Annotated in this window: 20 protein-coding genes; 11 read left to right on the top strand and 9 right to left on the bottom strand. The window is 70.8% G+C overall.

The window, feature by feature from the left end:
* The first annotated feature begins 99 nt into the window (after positions 1-99).
* Positions 100-258, top strand: coding sequence for a hypothetical protein (locus tag HEK131_RS23465; protein ID WP_244336924.1), 159 nt, complete (start codon positions 100-102; stop codon positions 256-258).
* Between the two features lie 248 nt (positions 259-506).
* Here the strand turns inward: HEK131_RS23465 and HEK131_RS23460 are convergent, their stop codons facing one another.
* Positions 507-728, bottom strand: coding sequence for a hypothetical protein (locus tag HEK131_RS23460; RefSeq protein WP_244336923.1), 222 nt, complete (start codon positions 726-728; stop codon positions 507-509).
* A 170-nt stretch (positions 729-898) separates the two neighbouring features.
* On the opposite strand from HEK131_RS23460, the gene rlmN reads away from it, so the two are divergent.
* The 4 genes from rlmN to HEK131_RS23440 all read left to right on the top strand — a co-directional run bounded on the left by rlmN (position 899) and on the right by HEK131_RS23440 (position 5,972).
* Positions 899-2,005, top strand: a complete 1,107-nt coding sequence (gene rlmN / locus HEK131_RS23455) for a 23S rRNA (adenine(2503)-C(2))-methyltransferase RlmN (RefSeq protein ID WP_217464820.1) — start codon at positions 899-901, stop codon at positions 2,003-2,005.
* A 228-nt stretch (positions 2,006-2,233) separates the two neighbouring features.
* The gene (locus tag HEK131_RS23450) at positions 2,234-3,307 is read left to right on the top strand and encodes a thiamine ABC transporter substrate-binding protein (protein WP_244336922.1); all 1,074 of its coding nucleotides are present in this window, start codon (positions 2,234-2,236) and stop codon (positions 3,305-3,307) included.
* Positions 3,308-3,348: 41 nt separating this feature from the next.
* Positions 3,349-4,950, top strand: a complete 1,602-nt coding sequence (locus tag HEK131_RS23445) for an ABC transporter permease (protein WP_244452128.1) — start codon at positions 3,349-3,351, stop codon at positions 4,948-4,950.
* Entirely contained in the window at positions 4,950-5,972 is a 1,023-nt protein-coding gene (locus tag HEK131_RS23440; protein WP_244336921.1) for an ABC transporter ATP-binding protein, read from the top strand. The genes HEK131_RS23445 and HEK131_RS23440 overlap by 1 nt, the downstream gene beginning before the upstream one ends.
* Positions 5,973-6,047: 75 nt before the next feature.
* Here HEK131_RS23440 and HEK131_RS23435 read toward each other — a convergent pair whose 3' ends face one another.
* The 8 genes from HEK131_RS23435 to HEK131_RS23400 form a co-directional block, all read right to left on the bottom strand.
* A complete protein-coding gene (locus HEK131_RS23435; protein WP_217464823.1) occupies positions 6,048-6,755 on the bottom strand; it encodes an LAETG motif-containing sortase-dependent surface protein in 708 nt (235 codons plus the stop codon).
* Positions 6,756-6,913: 158 nt separating this feature from the next.
* Entirely contained in the window at positions 6,914-8,041 is a 1,128-nt protein-coding gene (locus HEK131_RS23430) for an LOG family protein (protein WP_244336920.1), read from the bottom strand.
* A gap of 9 nt (positions 8,042-8,050) precedes the next feature.
* A complete protein-coding gene (locus tag HEK131_RS23425; RefSeq protein WP_244336919.1) occupies positions 8,051-8,623 on the bottom strand; it encodes a chloramphenicol phosphotransferase CPT family protein in 573 nt (190 codons plus the stop codon).
* A gap of 10 nt (positions 8,624-8,633) precedes the next feature.
* A complete protein-coding gene (locus HEK131_RS23420; RefSeq protein ID WP_244336918.1) occupies positions 8,634-9,041 on the bottom strand; it encodes a VOC family protein in 408 nt (135 codons plus the stop codon).
* A gap of 92 nt (positions 9,042-9,133) precedes the next feature.
* On the bottom strand, positions 9,134-10,396 hold the full coding sequence (locus tag HEK131_RS23415) for a hypothetical protein (protein WP_244336917.1): 1,263 nt from the start codon (positions 10,394-10,396) through the stop codon (positions 9,134-9,136).
* Entirely contained in the window at positions 10,378-11,118 is a 741-nt protein-coding gene (locus HEK131_RS23410) for an ABC transporter ATP-binding protein (protein ID WP_161146847.1), read from the bottom strand. Before HEK131_RS23410 ends, HEK131_RS23415 begins: the two co-directional genes overlap by 19 nt.
* 205 nt (positions 11,119-11,323) lie before the next feature.
* Positions 11,324-12,688, bottom strand: coding sequence for an aspartate aminotransferase family protein (locus HEK131_RS23405; RefSeq protein WP_217464827.1), 1,365 nt, complete (start codon positions 12,686-12,688; stop codon positions 11,324-11,326).
* A gap of 2 nt (positions 12,689-12,690) precedes the next feature.
* On the bottom strand, positions 12,691-13,221 hold the full coding sequence (locus HEK131_RS23400; RefSeq protein ID WP_217464828.1) for an Lrp/AsnC family transcriptional regulator: 531 nt from the start codon (positions 13,219-13,221) through the stop codon (positions 12,691-12,693).
* 218 nt (positions 13,222-13,439) lie between these two features.
* Between HEK131_RS23400 and HEK131_RS23395 the strand changes: the two genes are divergently transcribed.
* From HEK131_RS23395 to HEK131_RS23370, 6 genes are all read left to right on the top strand, one after another.
* Complete coding sequence (locus HEK131_RS23395) at positions 13,440-14,888, top strand: gamma-aminobutyraldehyde dehydrogenase (protein WP_244336916.1); 1,449 nt, start codon at positions 13,440-13,442, stop codon at positions 14,886-14,888.
* A 46-nt stretch (positions 14,889-14,934) separates the two neighbouring features.
* Entirely contained in the window at positions 14,935-16,128 is a 1,194-nt protein-coding gene (locus HEK131_RS23390) for an extracellular solute-binding protein (protein WP_244336915.1), read from the top strand.
* Positions 16,129-16,245: 117 nt separating this feature from the next.
* A complete protein-coding gene (locus HEK131_RS23385) occupies positions 16,246-17,454 on the top strand; it encodes a VWA domain-containing protein (RefSeq protein WP_244336914.1) in 1,209 nt (402 codons plus the stop codon).
* A gap of 14 nt (positions 17,455-17,468) precedes the next feature.
* Entirely contained in the window at positions 17,469-18,152 is a 684-nt protein-coding gene (locus HEK131_RS23380) for a DUF6308 family protein (RefSeq protein WP_244336913.1), read from the top strand.
* Entirely contained in the window at positions 18,149-18,592 is a 444-nt protein-coding gene (locus tag HEK131_RS23375) for a helix-turn-helix transcriptional regulator (RefSeq protein ID WP_244336912.1), read from the top strand. The genes HEK131_RS23380 and HEK131_RS23375 overlap by 4 nt, the downstream gene beginning before the upstream one ends.
* Positions 18,593-18,602: 10 nt before the next feature.
* On the top strand, positions 18,603-19,013 hold the full coding sequence (locus HEK131_RS23370) for a VOC family protein (RefSeq protein ID WP_244336911.1): 411 nt from the start codon (positions 18,603-18,605) through the stop codon (positions 19,011-19,013).
* Positions 19,014-19,025 lie beyond the last annotated feature (12 nt).

Here is a 19,025-nt window from a genome sequence, read left to right as displayed (position 1 = left end):
TTCGGGCACGGGGACGCGTTGGCGGATGCGATCGGCTTGCTACGGCTGCTCGGAGTGCCTGGGCGGCTGACCGCCGTAGATCCGTACGGGGATGCTCTGATGAACGAGCAGGAGGCTGCCGTTGCTCTCGGTGAGATCCCCGATCTACGGCAACGGTGCACCGATGAGCGTCAGCTCCGTGCCTTGGACGACCTGGCAAGGTTGCTGGAGCGGTGCGCCGGCACTCCAGGCAGCTATCTGTGGTTCCAGGGCGACTGAAGCCGTGCCCCATCCGTGCCCGGTAGACCGGGAACTCACGGGGAACCACGGTCATTAGAAGGCACCGCGCATGAGGAAGGCGCCCGACCGATGTTCCTGGTCGGGCGCCGTTCTCACTGCTCATCAAGCGGAGGCGGTGGGATTTGAACCCACGGTGACATCGCTGCCACGACGTTTTCCGAGATCGATCCGGAGGCCCGGCTCGCCGGAACTGCGAGCGGCAGCAACAGCTTCTGGGAACATCCTGATCATGTGAACGGCGACAGTCCCTTGCTCTCCAGATGGGCGAGCAACGAGTCAAGGCATGCGTCTGCCGTGGCCAGGTCGGCACGGAAGAACGAGTCGTCACCGAGCGGCCCACCGCTGACGATGACCATCCATGCCGTCCGTCGCTCAACCATGCGGTCACCGTCGACCTTGAAGACGGTCGTGACTCCGCGCTCGGCCAGCCACTCCATCAGCTCAAGCATGTCCACTCGCACCCCTCCGGAGAGATCATCCCATCCCCAGAGCACGCACCCCTGGGCCGTCCCTGGGCCGTCCGAGGTCGACCAACGCCGACAGACGCCACCCACGGGTGACCACCCCCACCCCGCTCCGGCCTGGGCACCCCGAGTCGATCTGAGACACTGGTATCACCATGCCCAAGCCCGGAGAACTCACATTCGTCGCCCCCCGCGGAGCCAAGAAGCCGCCGCGGCACCTCGCCGACCTTTCGCCCGCGGAGCGGAAGGACGCTGTCGCCGAGGCGGGGGAGAAGCCGTTTCGTGCCAAGCAGCTCTCGCAGCACTACTTCGCGCGGTACACGCACGACCCCGAGCACTGGACGGACATCCCGGCCGGTGCGCGGGAGAAGCTGCGGGAGGCGCTGTTCCCGGACCTGATGTCGGTGGTCCGGCATCTGTCCACGGACCAGGGCACCACCCGTAAGACGCTGTGGCGGCTGTTCGACGGCACGCTGGTCGAGTCCGTGCTGATGCGGTACCCGGACCGGGTCACCATGTGCATCAGCTCGCAGGCCGGATGCGGCATGAACTGCCCGTTCTGCGCGACCGGGCAGGCGGGGCTGGACCGGAACCTGTCCACCGCCGAGATCGTGCACCAGATCGTGGACGGGATGCGGGCGCTCCGGGACGGAGAGGTCCCCGGCGGGCCCGCCCGGCTGTCCAACATCGTCTTCATGGGCATGGGCGAGCCGCTCGCCAACTACAAGCGCGTCGTCGGCGCCATCCGCGCCCTCACCGACCCCGCCCCCGACGGCCTCGGCCTGTCGCAGCGCGGCATCACCGTGTCGACCGTCGGCCTGGTCCCCGCCATCCACCGCTTCGCCGACGAGGGCTTCAAGTGCCGGCTGGCGATCTCCCTGCACGCCCCCGACGACGAACTGCGCGACACCCTCGTCCCCGTGAACACGCGGTGGAAGGTGCGCGAGGTCCTGGACGCCGGGTTCGAGTACGCGGAGAAGTCGGGCCGTCGGCTGTCCATCGAGTACGCGCTGATCCGGGACATCAACGACCAGGCGTGGCGCGGTGACCGGCTCGGCCGGCTGCTCAAGGGCAGGCCCGTGCACGTCAACCTCATCCCGCTCAACCCCACCCCCGGTTCCAAGTGGACCGCCTCGCGTCCCGAGGACGAGGAGGCGTTCGTGAAGGCCATCGCCGCGCACGGCGTGCCGGTGACCGTCCGGGACACCCGCGGTCAGGAGATCGACGGGGCGTGTGGCCAGCTCGCCGCCACCGAGCGGTAACCTGGGCCGGTCAGCACAACTTCATACGGTCATACATCTGCATATTCCGACAGGGGAGCGCCACAGCGCTGAGAGTGCGGCAACCAGGCCGCAGACCCTCTGAACCTCGCCCAGGTCATTCTGGGTAGGAAGTTCGGTCATCACTCAAGCTGTTGCGCCCTGCCCGGCCTCCCGCGCGGAGTCCGGGCAGGGCCGCGTCTCTTCCTGGCCCACCCAGGAGGACCACCAGTGCACACCAAGACCTTCGTGGCCGCGGCGGTCGGCCTCGGCCTGCTCACGCTCTCCGCGTGCGGGTCAACCGACACCAAGGGGGCCGCGGACACCAAGACCGTGACCCTCGTCAGCCACGACTCGTGGGCCGCGTCCAAGAACGTGATCGCGGACTTCGAGAAGCAGTCCGGCTACCGGTTGCGCGTCCTCAAGGACGGCGACGCCGGACAGGCCGTCAACAAGGCGGTCCTCACCAAGGACAACCCCCAGGGCGACGTCTTCTTCGGCGTCGACAACACCCTGCTCTCCCGCGCCCTCGACAACGGCCTCTTCCAGCCGTACGCGGCCAAGGGCCTCGACCAGGCCGACCCCGCCTTCCAGCTCGACCGCGCGGGGCACCGGGTCACGCCCGTCGACCACGGCGACGTCTGCGTCAACTACGACAAGGCGTACTTCGACAAGCACAAGCTGAAGCCGCCGCGCACCTTCGCCGACCTCGCCGACCCGAAGTACAAGAACCTCCTGGTCACCGAGAACGCCGCCACCTCCTCACCCGGCCTCGGCTTCCTGCTCGGCAGCGCCGCGACCTACGGCGACAAGGGCTGGGAGGGGTACTGGAAGAAGCTCAAGGCCAACGGGGTCAAGGTCGTCGACGGCTGGGAGCAGGCCTACTACCAGGAGTTCTCCGGCTCTTCCGAGGGCAAGAAGGCGGGCGGTGACCGGCCGCTGGTCGTGTCGTACGCCTCCTCGCCGCCCGCCGAGGTGATCTACGCCAAGAAGAAGCCGACGACCGCCCCGACCGGTGTCGCCGAGGGCACCTGCTTCCGGCAGGTCGAGTTCGCCGGGCTGCTGAAGAACGCGAAGAACCCCGAGGGCGGCAAGGCGTTCCTCGACTTCCTGCTGTCCAGGAAGTTCCAGCAGGACATGCCGATGAACATGTTCGTGTACCCGGTGATCAAGGGCGCCGAGGTGCCCGCCGAGTTCACCGAGTACGGGCCCGCGGCCAAGGACCCGGCGACCATGGCGCCCGGGAGGATCGCCGCCAACCGCGACCAGTGGGTCAGCTCGTGGACGTCGCTCGTACTGAAGTAGCCGCACGGCGAAGCCGCGGGAGCGTGGCGCGGCTGGGGCTGATGGCCCTGCCCGTCGCGTTCTTCGCGCTGTTCTTCGCCTGGCCCGTCACCGCGATCACGGCGCGCGGGCTCAAGGCCGACGGCACCTGGCACCTCGGGCGCTTCGCCGAGGTGCTGGCCCGCCCCGACATCCGGCACGTGCTGTGGTTCACCACCTGGCAGGCGCTCGCCTCCACGGCGCTCACCCTGCTGCTCGCGCTGCCCGCCGCCTACGCCTTCGCCCGGCTGGAGTTCCCCGGCAAGCAGGTGCTGCGGGCCGTGGTCACCGTGCCGTTCGTGCTGCCCACGGTGGTCGTCGGCACCGCGTTCCTCGCGCTGGTCGGCCACGGCGGACTGCTGGACGAGCTGTGGGGCGTCCGCCTGGACACCACGGTGTGGGCCATCCTGCTCGCGCACGTCTTCTTCAACTACGCCGTCGTCGTCCGTACCGTCGGCGGGCTGTGGGGACAGCTCGACCCCCGGCAGGAGGAGGCCGCCCGGATGCTCGGCGCGTCCCCGCTGCGCGCCTGGCGGCAGGTCACCCTGCCCGCGCTGGCGCCCGCCGTGGCCGCCGCCGCGCTGATGGTCTTCCTGTTCACCTTCACCTCCTTCGGCGTGGTCCAGATCCTCGGCGGGCCCACCTTCTCCACCCTGGAGGTGGAGATCTACCGCCAGACCTCCGAGGTCTTCGACCTGACCACGGCCGCCGTCCTGACCCTGGTCCAGTTCGCCGCGGTCGGCGCGATCCTCGCCGTGCACGCCTGGACGGTACGGCGCCGGGAGAGCGCGCTGCGCCTGGTCGACGCCTCCGTCACCGCCCGCCGTCCGCGCGGCGCCGGACAGTGGGCGCTGCTCGGCGGGGTGCTCGCCACCGTCGCGGTGCTGCTGGTGCTGCCGCTCGCCGTGCTGGTGCGCCGCTCGCTGGACGCGCCCGGGTTCGGCTACTACCAGGCGCTCACCGACGCCGACGGCGGTACGTTCCTGGTCGCGCCGCTGCACGCGGTGTGGACCTCGCTGGAGTACGCGTTCGCCGCCACCGGCATCGCCCTGGCCGTCGGCGGTCTCGCCGCCGCCGCGCTGGCCCGCCGGGACGCGGGGCGGCTGGTGCGCGGGTTCGACGCGCTGCTGATGCTGCCGCTCGGCGTCTCCGCGGTGACGGTCGGCTTCGGCTTCCTGATCGCGCTGGACGAGCCGCCGCTGGACCTGCGCCAGTCCTGGTTCCTGGTCCCGCTCGCCCAGGCGCTGGTGGGCGCCCCCTTCGTCGTACGGACCATGCTGCCGGTGCTGCGGGCGGTGGACACCCGGCTCAGGGAGGCGGCGGCCGTGCTCGGGGCTTCGCCCTGGCGGGTGTGGCGGGAGGTCGATCTGCCGCTGGTGCGGCGGGCGTCGCTGGTCGCCGCCGGGTTCGCGTTCGCGGTGTCGCTCGGTGAGTTCGGGGCGACCGTGTTCATCGCCCGGCCCGACGACCCGACGCTCCCGGTGGCGGTGGCCCGGCTGCTGAGCCGGCCGGGGGAGCTGAACTACGGCCAGGCGATGGCCCTTTCCACGATTCTCATGGTCGTCTGCGCGGCCGCGCTCCTCGTTCTGGAGCGGCTGCGCACCGACCGGACGGGGGAGTTCTGATGCTGCTGAGTCTTGAGGCGGCGACCGTCCGTCTCGGCGGGCGTGCGGTGCTCGACGCGGTGGACCTCGATGTCGCCGAGCACGAGGTGGTGTGCGTGCTCGGGCCGAGCGGCAGCGGGAAGTCGACCCTGCTGCGGAGCGTGGCGGGGCTGCAACCGCTGGACGCCGGAAGGGTGTCGCTCGACAGCCGGGACCAGGCGGGCGTTCCCGCGCACCGGCGCGGGGTCGGCCTGATGTTCCAGGACCATCAGCTCTTCCCGCAGCGGGACGTGGGCGGCAACGTCGGCTTCGGACTGCGGATGCACGGCATGCCCAAGGGCCGACGGGACGAGCGGGTCGGGGAGTTGCTGGAGCTGGTCGGACTGCCCGGCTCGGCCCGGCGGGCGGTGGCCGGGCTCTCCGGCGGTGAGCAGCAGCGGGTGGCCCTCGCGCGGGCGCTCGCACCCCGGCCGAGGCTGCTCATGCTGGACGAGCCGCTGGGTCAGTTGGACCGCTCGCTGCGGGAGCGGCTGGTGGTCGAACTGAGGGAACTGTTCACCCGGCTGGGCACCACCGTGCTCGCCGTCACCCACGACCAGGGCGAGGCGTTCGCGCTGGCCGACCGGGTGGTGGTGATGCGGGACGGACGGATCGCGCAGTCCGGTACCCCGCTGGAGGTGTGGCGCCGGCCCGCCGACGCGTTCGTGGCGCGGTTCCTCGGCTTCGAGAACGTGGTCCCGGCGAGCGTCACCGGGACGGCCGCCGACACCCCGTGGGGCAAGCTGCCGGTGCCCGAGGGTTCGCCGCAGGGCGCCGGGGAGCTGCTGGTGCGGCCCGCCGGGGTACGGCTCGTGGCCGCCGACGAGGGGCTGACCTGCACGGTCACCGCCCGCACCTTCCGGGGCACCCATGTGGCGCTCCGGCTCCAGCCCCAGGGCGGCGCCCCGCACCTGGAGGCGGCCTGCCCGCTGCGGGACGCGCCCGAGACCGGCGCCGAGGTCGGGGTGGAGTTCGACGCGGCGGAGATCGTCGTCCTCGGCTGACACCGCGCGCACGACAGCGGCCCGCCCCCGTACGAGACGGGGACGGGCCGCTGTCGTGCTCGGCGGGCGAAGGCGTCAGCCGCCGCTCTTCGCGCCACGGCGGCGCATGCCGAAGTACACCGCGCCACCGCCGACGACGACGAGGGCGCCGGCGACACCGGCGATCATGCCGGTGTTGGAGTTCGCACCGGTCTCGGCGAGGTTGGAGTCACCGATCGCCGCGGAGGGGGCGTTGCTCGGGGCCTCGGACGCCGGGGCGGCGGCGTTGCCGCTCTCGCTCTCGGAGGGGGCCGGGGAGGCGCTCTCCTCGGCCGGGGAGGAGGCCGACGGGGTCGGCTTCGGGGAGTCGGAGGCCGGGGCGCTCGGGGAGGGGGCCTCCTCCTTCGCGCAGGCGGTCGCCTGGGTCGTCAGGTTGCCCTTGATGTCCTCGTCGACGATGCCGGGCACCTTGACGTGGACGCGGTAGGTCGCGTTGGCCTTCCAGTCCTCGTCGAAGGTGATCGTCGCGCCCTCACGGGAACCGGTGACCTGCTGCTCGCCGATCTTCTTCTCATCGGCGCCGTTGTTCTCGAGGAACACGGTGACGGTGGCGGTCTTGCGGGAGGGGTCGATGTCCTTGACGACGATCTGACCCTTGTCGCCCGTGCACTTGGCCTCGGCCGAGAAGTCGTTGATGTTGCACGCGAGGGCCTGGCCGGCGACGCCGAGGGCCAGCGCGGCCGAGGCGGAGGCAACACCCAGGATGCGCACGGAGCGGCGCGCGTTACGGCGGGATATGGACAAGTCTTGTCCTTTGCTGAGTGCAGAACTGCGGGGGGTAGAGGGGGAGTTGGAGCGACGGACGGAGCGATGCCCCAGCACCCCCACGAGACACACAGGTTTATAAGCGCGCCATAAGCATGTCAATGCGTAGGCCGTCAACGGGCGTTGACTTTACTTTTTTATTGCCCACCGAGACGTTTCAACGCGTCGGAAGCCTGCTCGATCCGGCCAACCAGGGCGATACGGGACTCCATCGGCCGTTCCCGCGCCAACGCCCGCAGGAGCGGCCAGGTGGGGAGCTTCTCCGTCCAGTGTTCCTCGTCCACCAGCACCATGGGCGTCGGATTGCCGCGCGAGCCGTAGTAGTTGGGCGTGGCGTTGTCGAAGATCTCCTGCACGGTCCCGGCCGCGCCCGGCAGGAACACCACCCCGGCGTTGGAGCGGGCCAGCAGGCCGTCCTCCCGCGTGGCGTTGGCGAAGTACTTGCCCAGGTGCGAGGCGAACGCGTTGGGTGGCTCGTGGCCGTAGAACCAGGTCGGGATGCCCACCGACTCTCCCCCGTCCGGCCAGCGTTCCCGCACCTCGAAGGCGGCCCGCGCCCAGTCCGTCACGGACGGCGTGAAGGAGGGCGCCTTGGCCAGGACCCGGAGGGCCTCGGTCAGCATCCCGTCCTCGAACGGGGCAGCGTAAGCACCGAGGTTGGCCGCCTCCATCGCGCCAGGTCCGCCCCCGGTCGCCACCGTGAAGCCGGAGCGCGCCAGTTCGCGTCCGAGCCGGGCCGCACCCGCGTACGCGTCGGTGCCGCGGGCCATGGCGTGGCCGCCCATGACGCCCACCACCCGTGCGTCGACCAGGAGTTCGTCCAGGGCGTCGGAGACGGAGTCGTCGTGGACCGCGCGCAGCATCGAGGCGAGGATGTCGCCGTCGTCCTTGGTCCGCTGGAACCACTCGTACGCCCGAGCGTCCGGCGTCGCCTCGTACCCGTTCGCCAGCGAGGCGAACAACTCCTCGGGGGTGTAGGCGAATCCACGGTACGGATCGAAGGGGAGGCCCGGCACCGGCGGGAAGACCAGGGCGCCGCGGGCCGCGACGTGAGCGGCCGCCCCGGTGTGCATGGGGCACCCGAGGAAGACGGCGCCCGTGGTGTCCAGCTTCAGCAGGTCTTCCGTACGGCCGGTCAGATCGACGGCCTGCACCCGGAACCGCGCGAGGGTTCCGTGCGCGGCGACGACGGCGTCGAACTCCGCCAGCGACTCGATCTCATGGTCCGGGGCGACCTCTTCGGGCCGGGCGGGTATCGGAGGCATCCGCACATGCTAGTGGCGCGGCATCCGGTCCTGGTCCAGGAGTTCGCGCAGGCGGCTGAACGCGGTGGGTGTCGGCCGGCGGGGGAGGAACTCCTTGATCCGCTCGGCGCAGGCCCGCGGGCTCGCCTTACCGGTGTCGCACTCCAGGTCGTAGTCGCCGTGGCCGTGGACCTGGTCGTACTGCAGCGCGGCGAGGCCCGGTTCGCGGTCGCCGCGCGCCCGCTCGCGCCGCTGGAGTTCCTCCAGCGGGCAGTGGACGCCGACGAAGAGGACGTCCTCGGGCGGCAGCACGGTCAGACAGTCGGCCAGCCGCCACGGCTCGCTGAGCACATGGTCCACCACGAGGTCGTTGCCCACCTCGGCCATGGCCGCGATCGAGCGGTGGAAGCCGAGCCGGGTCCGGCGCAGGGCGGCGTCGAACTCCCGCGGGCCCAGTTCCCGCCGCGTGCGCATCGAGTTGAAGTCGTCCACCGACAGGTGGGAGAAGACGCCGTCGTCCAGGATGTCGAGCAGCTCGCGCGCGATGCTCGACTTTCCCGAACTCGACGTGCCGTTGAGGAAGATGATCCGGCCTGCTGTCATGCGGGCATGCTCACCCCTGGATCGCGGCCGGGTCCATCCACATGACCTCCCAGGTGTGGCCGTCGAGGTCGTCGAAGGCGCGGCCGTACATGAAGCCGTGGTCCTGGGGGTCGCCGTGGGAGGTGCCGCCCGCCGCGATGGCCTTGTCCACCAGCTCGTCCACCTTCGAGCGGCTCTCGGCGCTCAGGCAGAGCAGGACCTCGCTGGAGGTGCGGGCGTCCACGATCTTCTTCTGGGTGAAGCGGGCGTAGTGCTCGGGCGTCAGGAACATCGCCACGATGGTGTCGCTGATCACCACGCTGACGCAGTCGTCGCTGCTGAACTGCTCGTTGATGCCGTAGCCCAGGCCGCTGTAGAACTTGCGGGTGGCGGGCACGTCGGCGGTCACCAGGTTCACGAAGATCATCTGCTGGTACATGGGTTCTCCCCTGAAGTGTGTGCGCGATGCCGTACGCCGGTATAGACGGCGGGCCGCCGGAAAACTCATCGGCGGCCCGTGGACCGTCTTCCTCAGCCGGTCGGCGGGAGCGCCGACAGGTAGGCGATCAGCAGGGTGAGCGGCACGAACAAGGTGATCAGTGCGGCGGCCCGCAGTGCGGCGGAGCCCCGCAGCATCGTGGCCGGGGCGCCGAGCCGGAGCAGCGCGGCCGTCGTGCCGGCGCGGGACTGGCGGGCCTCGACGGCCGCCGTCAGCAGCGTGGCCAGCGTGCAGCCGCCCACCACCAGCGTGGCCACCGTGGACAGCGGCCCGAAGGCGGCGGCCGGCTGGTCGTACATCGCGGTCGTGGCGAGCGCGGCCGACGTCACCGCGCAGACCACGCCGAGCGGGCGCCCGATCCGCGTGGCCTCGGACATCAGCACCCGCCCCGCCAGCAGTCGCAGCGCGCCGGGCTGTGCCGACTGGAGCAGCCGCCCGCACAGGTAGGTGAGACCGGGTGCGGCCAGGACCAGCCCGAGCGCGGTGAGCAGCCAGGCGCCCAGCACGGCGGCGCCCTCCACGGGCAGCGCGAGCACGGACGCCGGGGCGGTCCGGTTCGCGTACGCCTGTACGGCGAGACCGGCCGCCAGCGCGGCGACACCCCAGGGGAAGCCCGCCGGAGCCTCGCGGGGCGGCGGCGCGACGGTCAGCACGTCCGACCAGCCCGCCTCCTCGGCGGCGACCTCCGCGGGTTCCTCCTCCGGAGTCCGGGCCTGGCGGGTGACGGCGAGCCGGCGGGCACCGAAGGACGCCCCGGAGCGGCCCTTCTCGGCCGGCCGGCGCGGGTCCCTGGGGCGCAGGCTCAGCGCGACCGCCGAGGAGGCGGCGACCGGCAGCAGCGCCAGCAGGGTCAGCGCGGCCGGGACCGGGAACGGCCGGTCGGCCGCGAGGAACTGCGCGCCCTTCCCGTCGAAGGGCATGCCCGTCAGATCGCCCCGCAGATGCAGGAAGAACATCAGCGCGACCAGCGAGCCCAGCGTGCAGGAGAGCAGCGTGGTCAGCGCGGAGACCGCCATCAGCCGGCCCGGCCCGAGACCCACCGCCGACAGCCCCGGCCGGGGACGGGTGCCCGGGTCGGTACGGGCCACCGCGCGCGCCAGGTACACCGTCGCGGCGATCGGCACCACGCACCAGGCCAGGCGCAGCGCGGCCGCGCCCGGGGTGCGGGGGTGGTCCATCGCGTAGCCGAGGGAGCCGAGCAGCAGGAAGCCGGTGCCCGCCGAGGCGGCCGCCACGAGCAGGCGGCGCAACTGGACGGCGGGCCGGGCCGCGCGGGTCAGACGGAGAGCGAGCACGCCGCCCGGCCTTCCGTGTCCGGGGTGTCGGGCAGGTTCACGGTCTTCACGCGCCGCCCGTCCAGCAGCGAGACCGTGCGGTCGGCCAGGGCCGTGGTCTCCGGGTCGTGGGTGGCGAGGACGACCGTGATGCCGTGCGAGCGGGCCGCCGTGGTGAGCGTGCGCAGCACATGGCCGCGGTCGGCGCGGTGCAGCGGCGCGGTCGGCTCGTCGGCGAACAGCACCGTGGGCCCGGGGGCGAGCGCGCGGGCGATGGCGACGCGCTGGCGCTCGGCCTGGAGCAGTTCGTGCGGGCGCTTGCGTGACTTGTCGCCGACGTCCAGCCGCTCCAGCCACTCCATCGCGGCCACCTTGGCGCGCCGGCGGCTCGTGCCGCGCAGCATCAGCGGGAGCGCCGCGTTCTCCCAGACGTTCAGCTCGGGGACGAGCGCCGGGGCCGGGTCGATCCAGCCGAACCGGTCGCGGCGCAGCCGTTCGCGGCCCATCGGGCCCAGGGTGTGCACCGGGGAGCTGTTGAACCACACCTCGCCGTCGTCCACCTTGACCTGCCCGGACAGGCAGCGCAGCAGGGTGGTCTTGCCGCTGCCGCGCGGGCCGCCGACCGCGAGGATCTCGCTCTCCCGTACGCCCAGCGAGACGCCGGCCACGCCGGGGGAGCCGTCGGGGTACCTGTAGTGCAGGGAGCGTGCCCAGAGCACGTCGTTGTCCGGCGGAGCCTCCATGGCGTACACCTCGGTTCTGATCCGTTTTCCCGTGTCCGTATGCCCTGTTCGGGGGAACGAAGACCGGGCCGATCGGTCACTGGCACGCTAGGCAGCGCCGAGGAGGAGGGGGCACAGCACACGGCCCCGGACCGCCGTTCTCACTCGAACGGGCGGCGCCGGGGCCGGTGCCGGTCGACCGACCGGAGGCATCCGCGCGGGAAGGTCAGAGCTTGGTCCACGCCTCCGTCAGGGTGGCGCGCAGGATCTGCTCGATCTCGTCGAACGTCTCCTGGTCGGCGATCAGCGGCGGGGCGAGCTGGACCACCGGGTCGCCCCGGTCGTCGGCGCGGCAGTACAGGCCGTTCTCGAACAGGGCCTTGGAGAGGAAGCCGTACAGGACGCGCTCGATCTCGTCGGCGTCGAAGGACTCCTTGGTGTTCTTGTCCTTGACCAGCTCGATGCCGTAGAAGAAGCCGTTGCCGCGGACGTCGCCGACGATCGGCAGGTCGTGCAGCTTCTGGAGGGTGCGCAGGAAGGCGCCCTCGTTGTCCAGGACGTGCTGGTTCAGGCCCTCGCGCTCGAACAGGTCGAGGTTGGCGAGGCCGACCGCGGCGGAGACCGGGTGGCCGCCGAAGGTGTAGCCGTGCAGGAAGACGTTGTCGTCCCGGTAGAAGGGCTCCGCGATCCGGTCGGACACGATCGTCGCGCCGATCGGGGAGTAGCCCGAGGTCATGCCCTTGGCGCAGGTGATGATGTCCGGGACGTAGCCGAACTTGTCGCAGGCGAACATCGTGCCGAGGCGGCCGAAGGCGCAGATGACCTCGTCGGAGACGAGCAGGACGTCGTACTGGTCGCAGATCTCGCGCACCCGCTGGAAGTAGCCGGGCGGCGGCGGGAAGCAGCCGCCGGCGTTCTGCACCGGCTCCACGAAGACCGCGGCGACCGTGTCCGGGCCCTCGAACAGGATCTGCTGCTCGATCTGGTCGGCGGCCCAGCGGCCGAACGCCTCCGGGTCGTCGCCGTGGATCGGGGCGCGGTAGATGTTGGTGTTCGTCACCTTGTGCGCGCCCGGCACCAGCGGTTCGAAGGGGGCCTTCAGCGCGGGCAGGCCGGTGATGGAGAGGGCGCCCTGCGGGGTGCCGTGGTAGGCCAGCGAGCGGGATATGACCTTGTGCTTGGTGGGCTTGCCGACCAGCTTGAAGTACTGCTTGGCCAGCTTCCACGCGGTCTCCACGGCCTCGCCGCCGCCGGTGGTGAAGAAGACCTTGTTGAGGTCGCCGGGCGCGTAGCCGGCCAGCCTCTCGGCCAGCTCGATCGCCTTCGGGTGGGCGTAGGACCACACCGGGAAGAAGGCCAGCTCCTGGGCCTGCTTGAGGGCGGTCTCGGCCAGTTCCACCCGGCCGTGCCCGGCCTGGACGACGAACAGGCCCGCGAGGCCGTCGAGGTAGCGCTTGCCCTTGTCGTCGTAGATGTGGGTGCCCTCGCCGCGGACGATGGTCGGCACGGGCGAGTTCTCGTACGAGGACATGCGGGTGAAGTGCATCCACAGGTGGTCGTACGCGGTGCGGCTGAGGTCCTTCTGCGTCACGGTTATCGGGTTCCCCACATGTAGGTCTGCTTCTTGAGCTTGAGATAGACGAAGCTCTCGGTGGAGCGGACACCGGGCAGGGCCCGGATGCGCCGGTTGATCACGTCCAGCAGGTGGTCGTCGTCCTCGCAGACGATCTCGGCGAGGACGTCGAAGGAACCCGCGGTCATCACCACGTACTCCACCTCCGACATGGCGCTCAGCGCGTCCGCGACGCTCTCCACGTCACCCTCGACATGGACTCCGACCATCGCCTGGCGGCGGAAGCCCACGGTGAGCGGGTCCGTGACGGCGACGATCTGCATCACGCCCTGGTCGAGCAGCTTCTGCACCCGCTGTCGCACGGCCGCCTCGGAGAGACCGACCGCCTTGCCGATCGCGGCGTAGGGCCGGCGGCCGTCCTCCTGGAGCTGCTCGATGATCGCGAGGGAGACGGCGTCCAACTGGGGGGTCGCGCCCCTGGACTCGCTCCTGGACTCGCGGGGCGAGTCCCTCTGGTCTGCGCTTCGACTGGCCACGGCTTCACTGTGCACGACGTCTCGTCGGTTTCGCAAGGCTTCGGCGATGAAATCCGTCGTTTACGAGCCCGCAGCGTGCGGATTTCGCAGCATCAGTGCCGATGGGGGTGTTGAAAACGCGGGGGTGCGGACTAGGGTGGCTGACTGAAGTCACCGGACGGTCGCAGCGGACCGCCGCACCGGCCGACCGGGCTGACCAGCTCGAACCCTCGAACCAGATCAGGAGGCCGGCAGTGAGCACCGAGCCGCGTGGGCTGCGCAAACTCCGGAACTATGTCGCCGGTGAGTTCCGGGACGCCGCCGACGGACGCACCACCGAGGTGGTCAACCCCGCCACCGGTGAGGTGTACGCGACCGCGCCGCTGTCCGGGCAGGCGGACGTGGACGCCGCCATGGACGCCGCCGCCAAGGCTTTCCCGGCCTGGCGCGACACCACCCCCGCCGAGCGGCAGAAGGCCCTGCTGAAGATCGCCGACGCGTTCGAGGAGCGGGCCGAGGAACTCATCGCGGCCGAGGTGGAGAACACGGGCAAGCCCATCGGGCTCACCCGCTCCGAGGAGATCCCGCCGATGGTCGACCAGATCCGCTTCTTCGCGGGCGCGGCCCGGATGCTGGAGGGGCGCTCGGCCGGCGAGTACATGGACGGCCTTACCTCGATCATCCGCCGCGAGCCGATCGGCGTCTGCGCCCAGGTCGCGCCGTGGAACTACCCGATGATGATGGCCGTGTGGAAGTTCGCCCCGGCGCTCGCCGCGGGCAACACGGTCGTCCTCAAGCCCTCGGACACCACCCCGGCCTCCACGGTCCTCATCGCCGACATCATCGGCTCGGTCCTGCCCGAGGGCGTCTTCAACGTCATCTGCGGCGACCGTGACACCGGCCGCATGATGGTCGAGCACCCCACCCCGGCCATGGCCTCCATCACCGGCTCGGTGCGCGCGGGCATGTCGGTCGCCGAGTCGGCCTCCAAGGACCTCAAGCGGGTCCACCTGGAGCTGGGCGGCAAGGCGCCGGTCGTCGTCTTCGAGGACACCGACATCCCCAAGGCCGTGGAGGACATCTCGGTGGCGGGCTTCTTCAACGCCGGCCAGGACTGCACGGCCGCGACCCGCGTCCTCGTCCAGGAGTCCATCCACGACGAGTTCGTGGCCGCGCTCGCCAAGGCCGCGTCCGAGACCAAGACCGGGCAGCCGGACGACGAGGACGTGCTCTTCGGCCCGCTGAACAACCCCGGCCAGCTCAAGCAGGTCGCCGGCTTCATCGAGCGGCTCCCCGCGCACGCCAAGGTCGAGGCGGGCGGCCACCAGGTCGGCGACAAGGGCTACTTCTACGCCCCCACCGTCGTCTCCGGCCTGAAGCAGGACGACGAGATCATCCAGAACGAGGTCTTCGGCCCGGTCATCACCGTCCAGTCCTTCACCGACGAGGCCCAGGCCGTCGAGTGGGCCAACGGCGTCGACTACGCGCTGGCCTCCTCGGTGTGGACCAAGGACCACGGACGCGCGATGCGCATGTCCAAGAAGCTGGACTTCGGCTGCGTGTGGATCAACACCCACATCCCGCTGGTCGCCGAGATGCCCCACGGCGGCTTTAAGAAGTCGGGCTACGGCAAGGACCTCTCGGCGTACGGGTTCGACGACTACACGCGGATCAAGCACGTCATGACGTCGCTGGACGCCTGACCAGGGCCGATTGTCCCTCCGGGGGACGGGGCGGCACACTTTCCGGGTGCTTCACACCTCTGTTCGTGGTTCCGCCCCCTCCCGCCGGTCCGTGCTGCGGGCCCTCGGGGGCACCGCCGCGCTCGGCGCGCTCGCCGGGTGCGGGGTGCCCTCGGCGTACGTCCGCCCCGGCGACCGCTCCGCCCCCGACCGGTCCGCCACCGACCACCGGCTGACCTGGTCGAACTGGCCGCTGTACATCGACACCGATGACGACGACCCCAACAAGCGGCCCACGCTGGACGCCTTCGAGAAGCGCACCGGGATCTCCGTCGACTACGTCGAGGAGATCAACGACAACGACGAGTTCTTCGGCAAGATCAGCCCCGCGCTGATGAACCACCGGCCCACCGGCCGCGACCTGATCGTCATCAGCGACTGGATGTGCGCGCGGTACGTCCGGCTGGGCTGGGTGCAGCGGATGGACCGGGCCCGCCAGCCCAACGTGGCGAAGTACCTGGACCCGCTGCTGCGCCGGCCCGCCTTCGACCCCGGCCGCATGTTCACCGTCCCCTGGCAGTCCGGCATCACCGGCATCGCCTACGACCGCCGCCGCCTCGGCCGCGAGATCCGGAACGTGAAGGACCTCTGGGCGAGCGACCTCAAGGGCCGGGTGACGCTGTTCTCCGGACTGAACGAGGCGTTCGCGCTGCTGATGCAGGGCGACGGCGTGGACATCACCCGCTGGACGGCGGACGACTTCCACACCATGTGCGACCAGGTGGAACGCGAGGTGCGCCGGGGCCAGATCCGCCGCTTCACCGGCAACGACTACACCAAGGACCTGGTCAGCGGCGACGTCCTCGCCTGTCAGGCGTACTCCGGCGACGTCATCCAGCTCCAGGCCGACAACCCGCACATCCGCTTCGTCGTCCCCGAAGAGGGCGCCGAGCTGTGGTCGGACTCCCTGATGATCCCCGACCGCGCCGCCCACAAGTTGGGCGCCGAGCGCCTGATCGACTACTACTACACCCCCGAGGTGGCCGCCGAACTCGCCACCTGGGTCAACTACGTCTGCCCGGTCCCGGCAGCCCAGCACATCCTCGCCGACAGCCCCGACGAGGAAACGGCGGCCCTCGCCGCGAACCCCCTGATCTTCCCCACCCCCACGATGCGCAAGCGCCTGGCCATCGCCCGCGACATCAAGCCGACGGAGAGGCAGGAGTTCACGCGGCGGTGGAACGGGATCGTGGGGTTGTAGGGGCTTCGCGGCAGCGGCAGGACCCGTCTCGCCGAGCCGGACCAAATTCCCTCAAAAGCTGCCATGAGCGGGCGTGGGGGGTCTAGCGTTTCCCTTCCTGCGATCAGGGGGGGGCGTATGCGGGCAACGTCATTGCGCAAGGGGGAGAACGCGGCGCTGTCGTCGGCACCGGTGCTGCTGTCGGTGTCGGTGCAGGGGCCGGCTTCCGATGTCTCGGCGCTGCTGCTGGGCACGCGGGGCAAGGTCCGGGGCGACCACGACCTGGTCTTCTACAACCATCCGGCTCAGGACGGCGTATCGGTCTCGGGATCGGTGGTGACGGCGGATCTCGGCCGTGTGCCCGCCGACGTGGACCGGCTGGCCGTCGTCGTCAGCGTGGATCCGGGGCAGCCGGGCGGGGTCTTCACCCGCGCCCCTGTGCTCACGATCAGCCAGCCGGGTGCCACCGAACTCTCCTTCACCGCACCCGACTTCACCTCGGGGGAGACGGTCGTCGTCCTCGCCGAGCTGTACCGGCGCGACGGCGGCTGGAAGGTCCGTGCCGTGGGCCAGGGGTACGCGTCCGGGCTGGCCGGTCTCGCCACCGACTACGGCGTCGACGTGGAGCCTCCCGCGCCCGCCCCGGTTCCGGTGCAGAAGCCGCGGGCGCCGAGCGCCGTGGTGGATCTGGCGAAGGTGGAGCGGGTGGCCCCGGCCCTGGTCGCCCCGGCCCGGCAGGCGTCCCGCGCGCTGGCGGTACGGGGCATCGGGCAGCGACGGGCGGCGGTGTACCTGCTCCTGGACCACGGCTGGAACATGGAGGAGCTGTACGAGTCGTTCGCGGTCCAGGCCTTCGCGGAGCGGGTGCTGGCCCTCTCGGCGAACCTGGACGACGACGGCACCGTCCCCGTCCTTTTCTCCAGCGGGGACCAGCCGTTCCTGGAGGACATCCGGCTCGACAACTACCGGGGGCGCATCGACCAGTTGCACACCCAGGTGGACTGGGGCTGGGGAAATGTCGCGGCGGCCATGCGGCACGCCGTCGGGCACTACCGGGAGTCCGGGGCTCAGGACCCGGCGTTCATCGTGACGCAGGTCGGGGACGAGCCCTGGGACAAGGCCGAGGTGCGGTCCCTCCTCCAGAACACGGCGTCCCTCGGGGTGTTCTGGCTCTTCGTGGGCTTCGGCCGGGGCAAGCTCGCCTTCTACAAGAACCTCGACGCCTCCACCGGCGCCAGGTTCCCCAACGTCGCGTTCTACGACGCGAGCAAGAATCCGGGGGCGGTGCCGGACGAGCGGTTCTACGCGGGACTTGTGGACGGGTTCGCGTTGTGGATGCGGTCTTGAGGAGGGGAGTGGGGATGACGGCGGAGTCGTCGCGTCTGGGGGACATAGTGCGGAGCCACCTGGGCTCGGAACGTGCCGTGGTCGCTCTGCGGAGGTATTTCGGGCTGGAGGGTGGGGCGCCCTATACGGGGGCTCGGTTCGAGCTTCTGGGGGGTGGGGGTGATCGGGGCGGGGTCGCGGATGTGGTGACGGCTGAGGATCTGGTCGCGGTGCAGATGTTGTCGGTGACCGTGCCCGGCCGGGTCTCGCTCGACCTGCTCGAAGGCGACCTCGGTCAGCAGATGTCGAGGCTGTTGCCCGAGATGCCGCGTGAGCTCGACATGGCGGACGCCGAAGCCGGAGAACTGGAGAGCGGGTCCGCCGCCGAGTGGGCGTGGGATCTTCTCGATGCCCAGCACGGCGTCGGCTGGGTCACGGCAGGCAAGCTGCTGGCGCGCAAGCGGCCCCGGCTGGTCCCCGTCTACGACAGGGTCGTCAGGTGCGTCCTCGGCAGTCCGTCGTCCTTCTGGCTCGATCTTCACCGCGCGCTCCGAGCCGATGGCCACGCCCTCCACCACGAACTGCTCGACCTGCGGGAACGAGCCGGGATACCCGAGACCGTGAGCGCGCTGCGAGTCTGTGACGTGGTCCTCTGGATGGCACACCACGAAGATCATCGACCCTTGCGGTGCGCCGGACATGGCACGATTTCAGGATGAGTGAGTCATCCGGTGACGCGCGCCGACTGCGGGATCTTCGGTTGTTGCGGCGCGTGCGGGACCGGATCGACCGGGAGTACGCGCGGCCGCTGGACGTCGAGGCGCTCGCGCGGGGGGTGAACATGTCGGCGGGGCATCTGAGCCGGCAGTTCCGGGCGGCGTACGGGGAGTCGCCGTACAGCTATCTGATGACGCGGCGCATCGAGCGGGCGATGGCGTTGTTGCGGCGGGGGGATCTGAGTGTGACCGAGGTGTGCTTCGAGGTGGGGTGCTCCTCGCTCGGGACCTTCAGCACGCGGTTCAGCGAGCTGGTCGGGATGCCGCCGAGCGTGTACCGGACCGAGGCCGCGCGGGCCACGGAGGGGCTGCCGACCTGCGTGGTCAAGGTGGTGACCAGACCGGTCAGGAATCGAGAAGCGCGGGTTTCCGGCCGCGGCTAGCGTGACGGCCATGGACATCAGCATTCACGCCAGCTTCCTCCCCCAGGACGACCCGGAGGCGGCCCTCGCCTTCTACCGGGACACCCTCGGCTTCGAGCTGCGCAACGACGTGGGACACAACGACCTGCGCTGGCTCACCGTCGGCCCCAAGGGCCAGCCGGACACGAACATCGTGCTGAGCCCGCCCGCCATGGACCCCGGCATCACGGACGACGAGCGCCGCGTCATCGCCGAGATGATGGCCAAGGGCACCTACGCCAGCCTGGTCCTCGCCACCCCCGACCTGGACGGTACCTTCGACCGGCTGGTGGCCGCCGACGCCGACATCGTCCAGGAGCCGGCCGACCAGCCGTACGGCATCCGGGACTGCGCGGTGCGGGACCCCGCGGGCAACATGCTCCGCATCCAGGAACACCGCTGAGCGGTCCAGCGC

Origin of the sequence: Streptomyces seoulensis (assembly GCF_022846655.1) — a bacterium.
Lineage (GTDB): Bacteria > Actinomycetota > Actinomycetes > Streptomycetales > Streptomycetaceae > Streptomyces.
The sequence above is the reverse complement of the archived record's forward strand: the minus strand, read 5'-3'. Positions and strand labels throughout refer to the sequence as shown.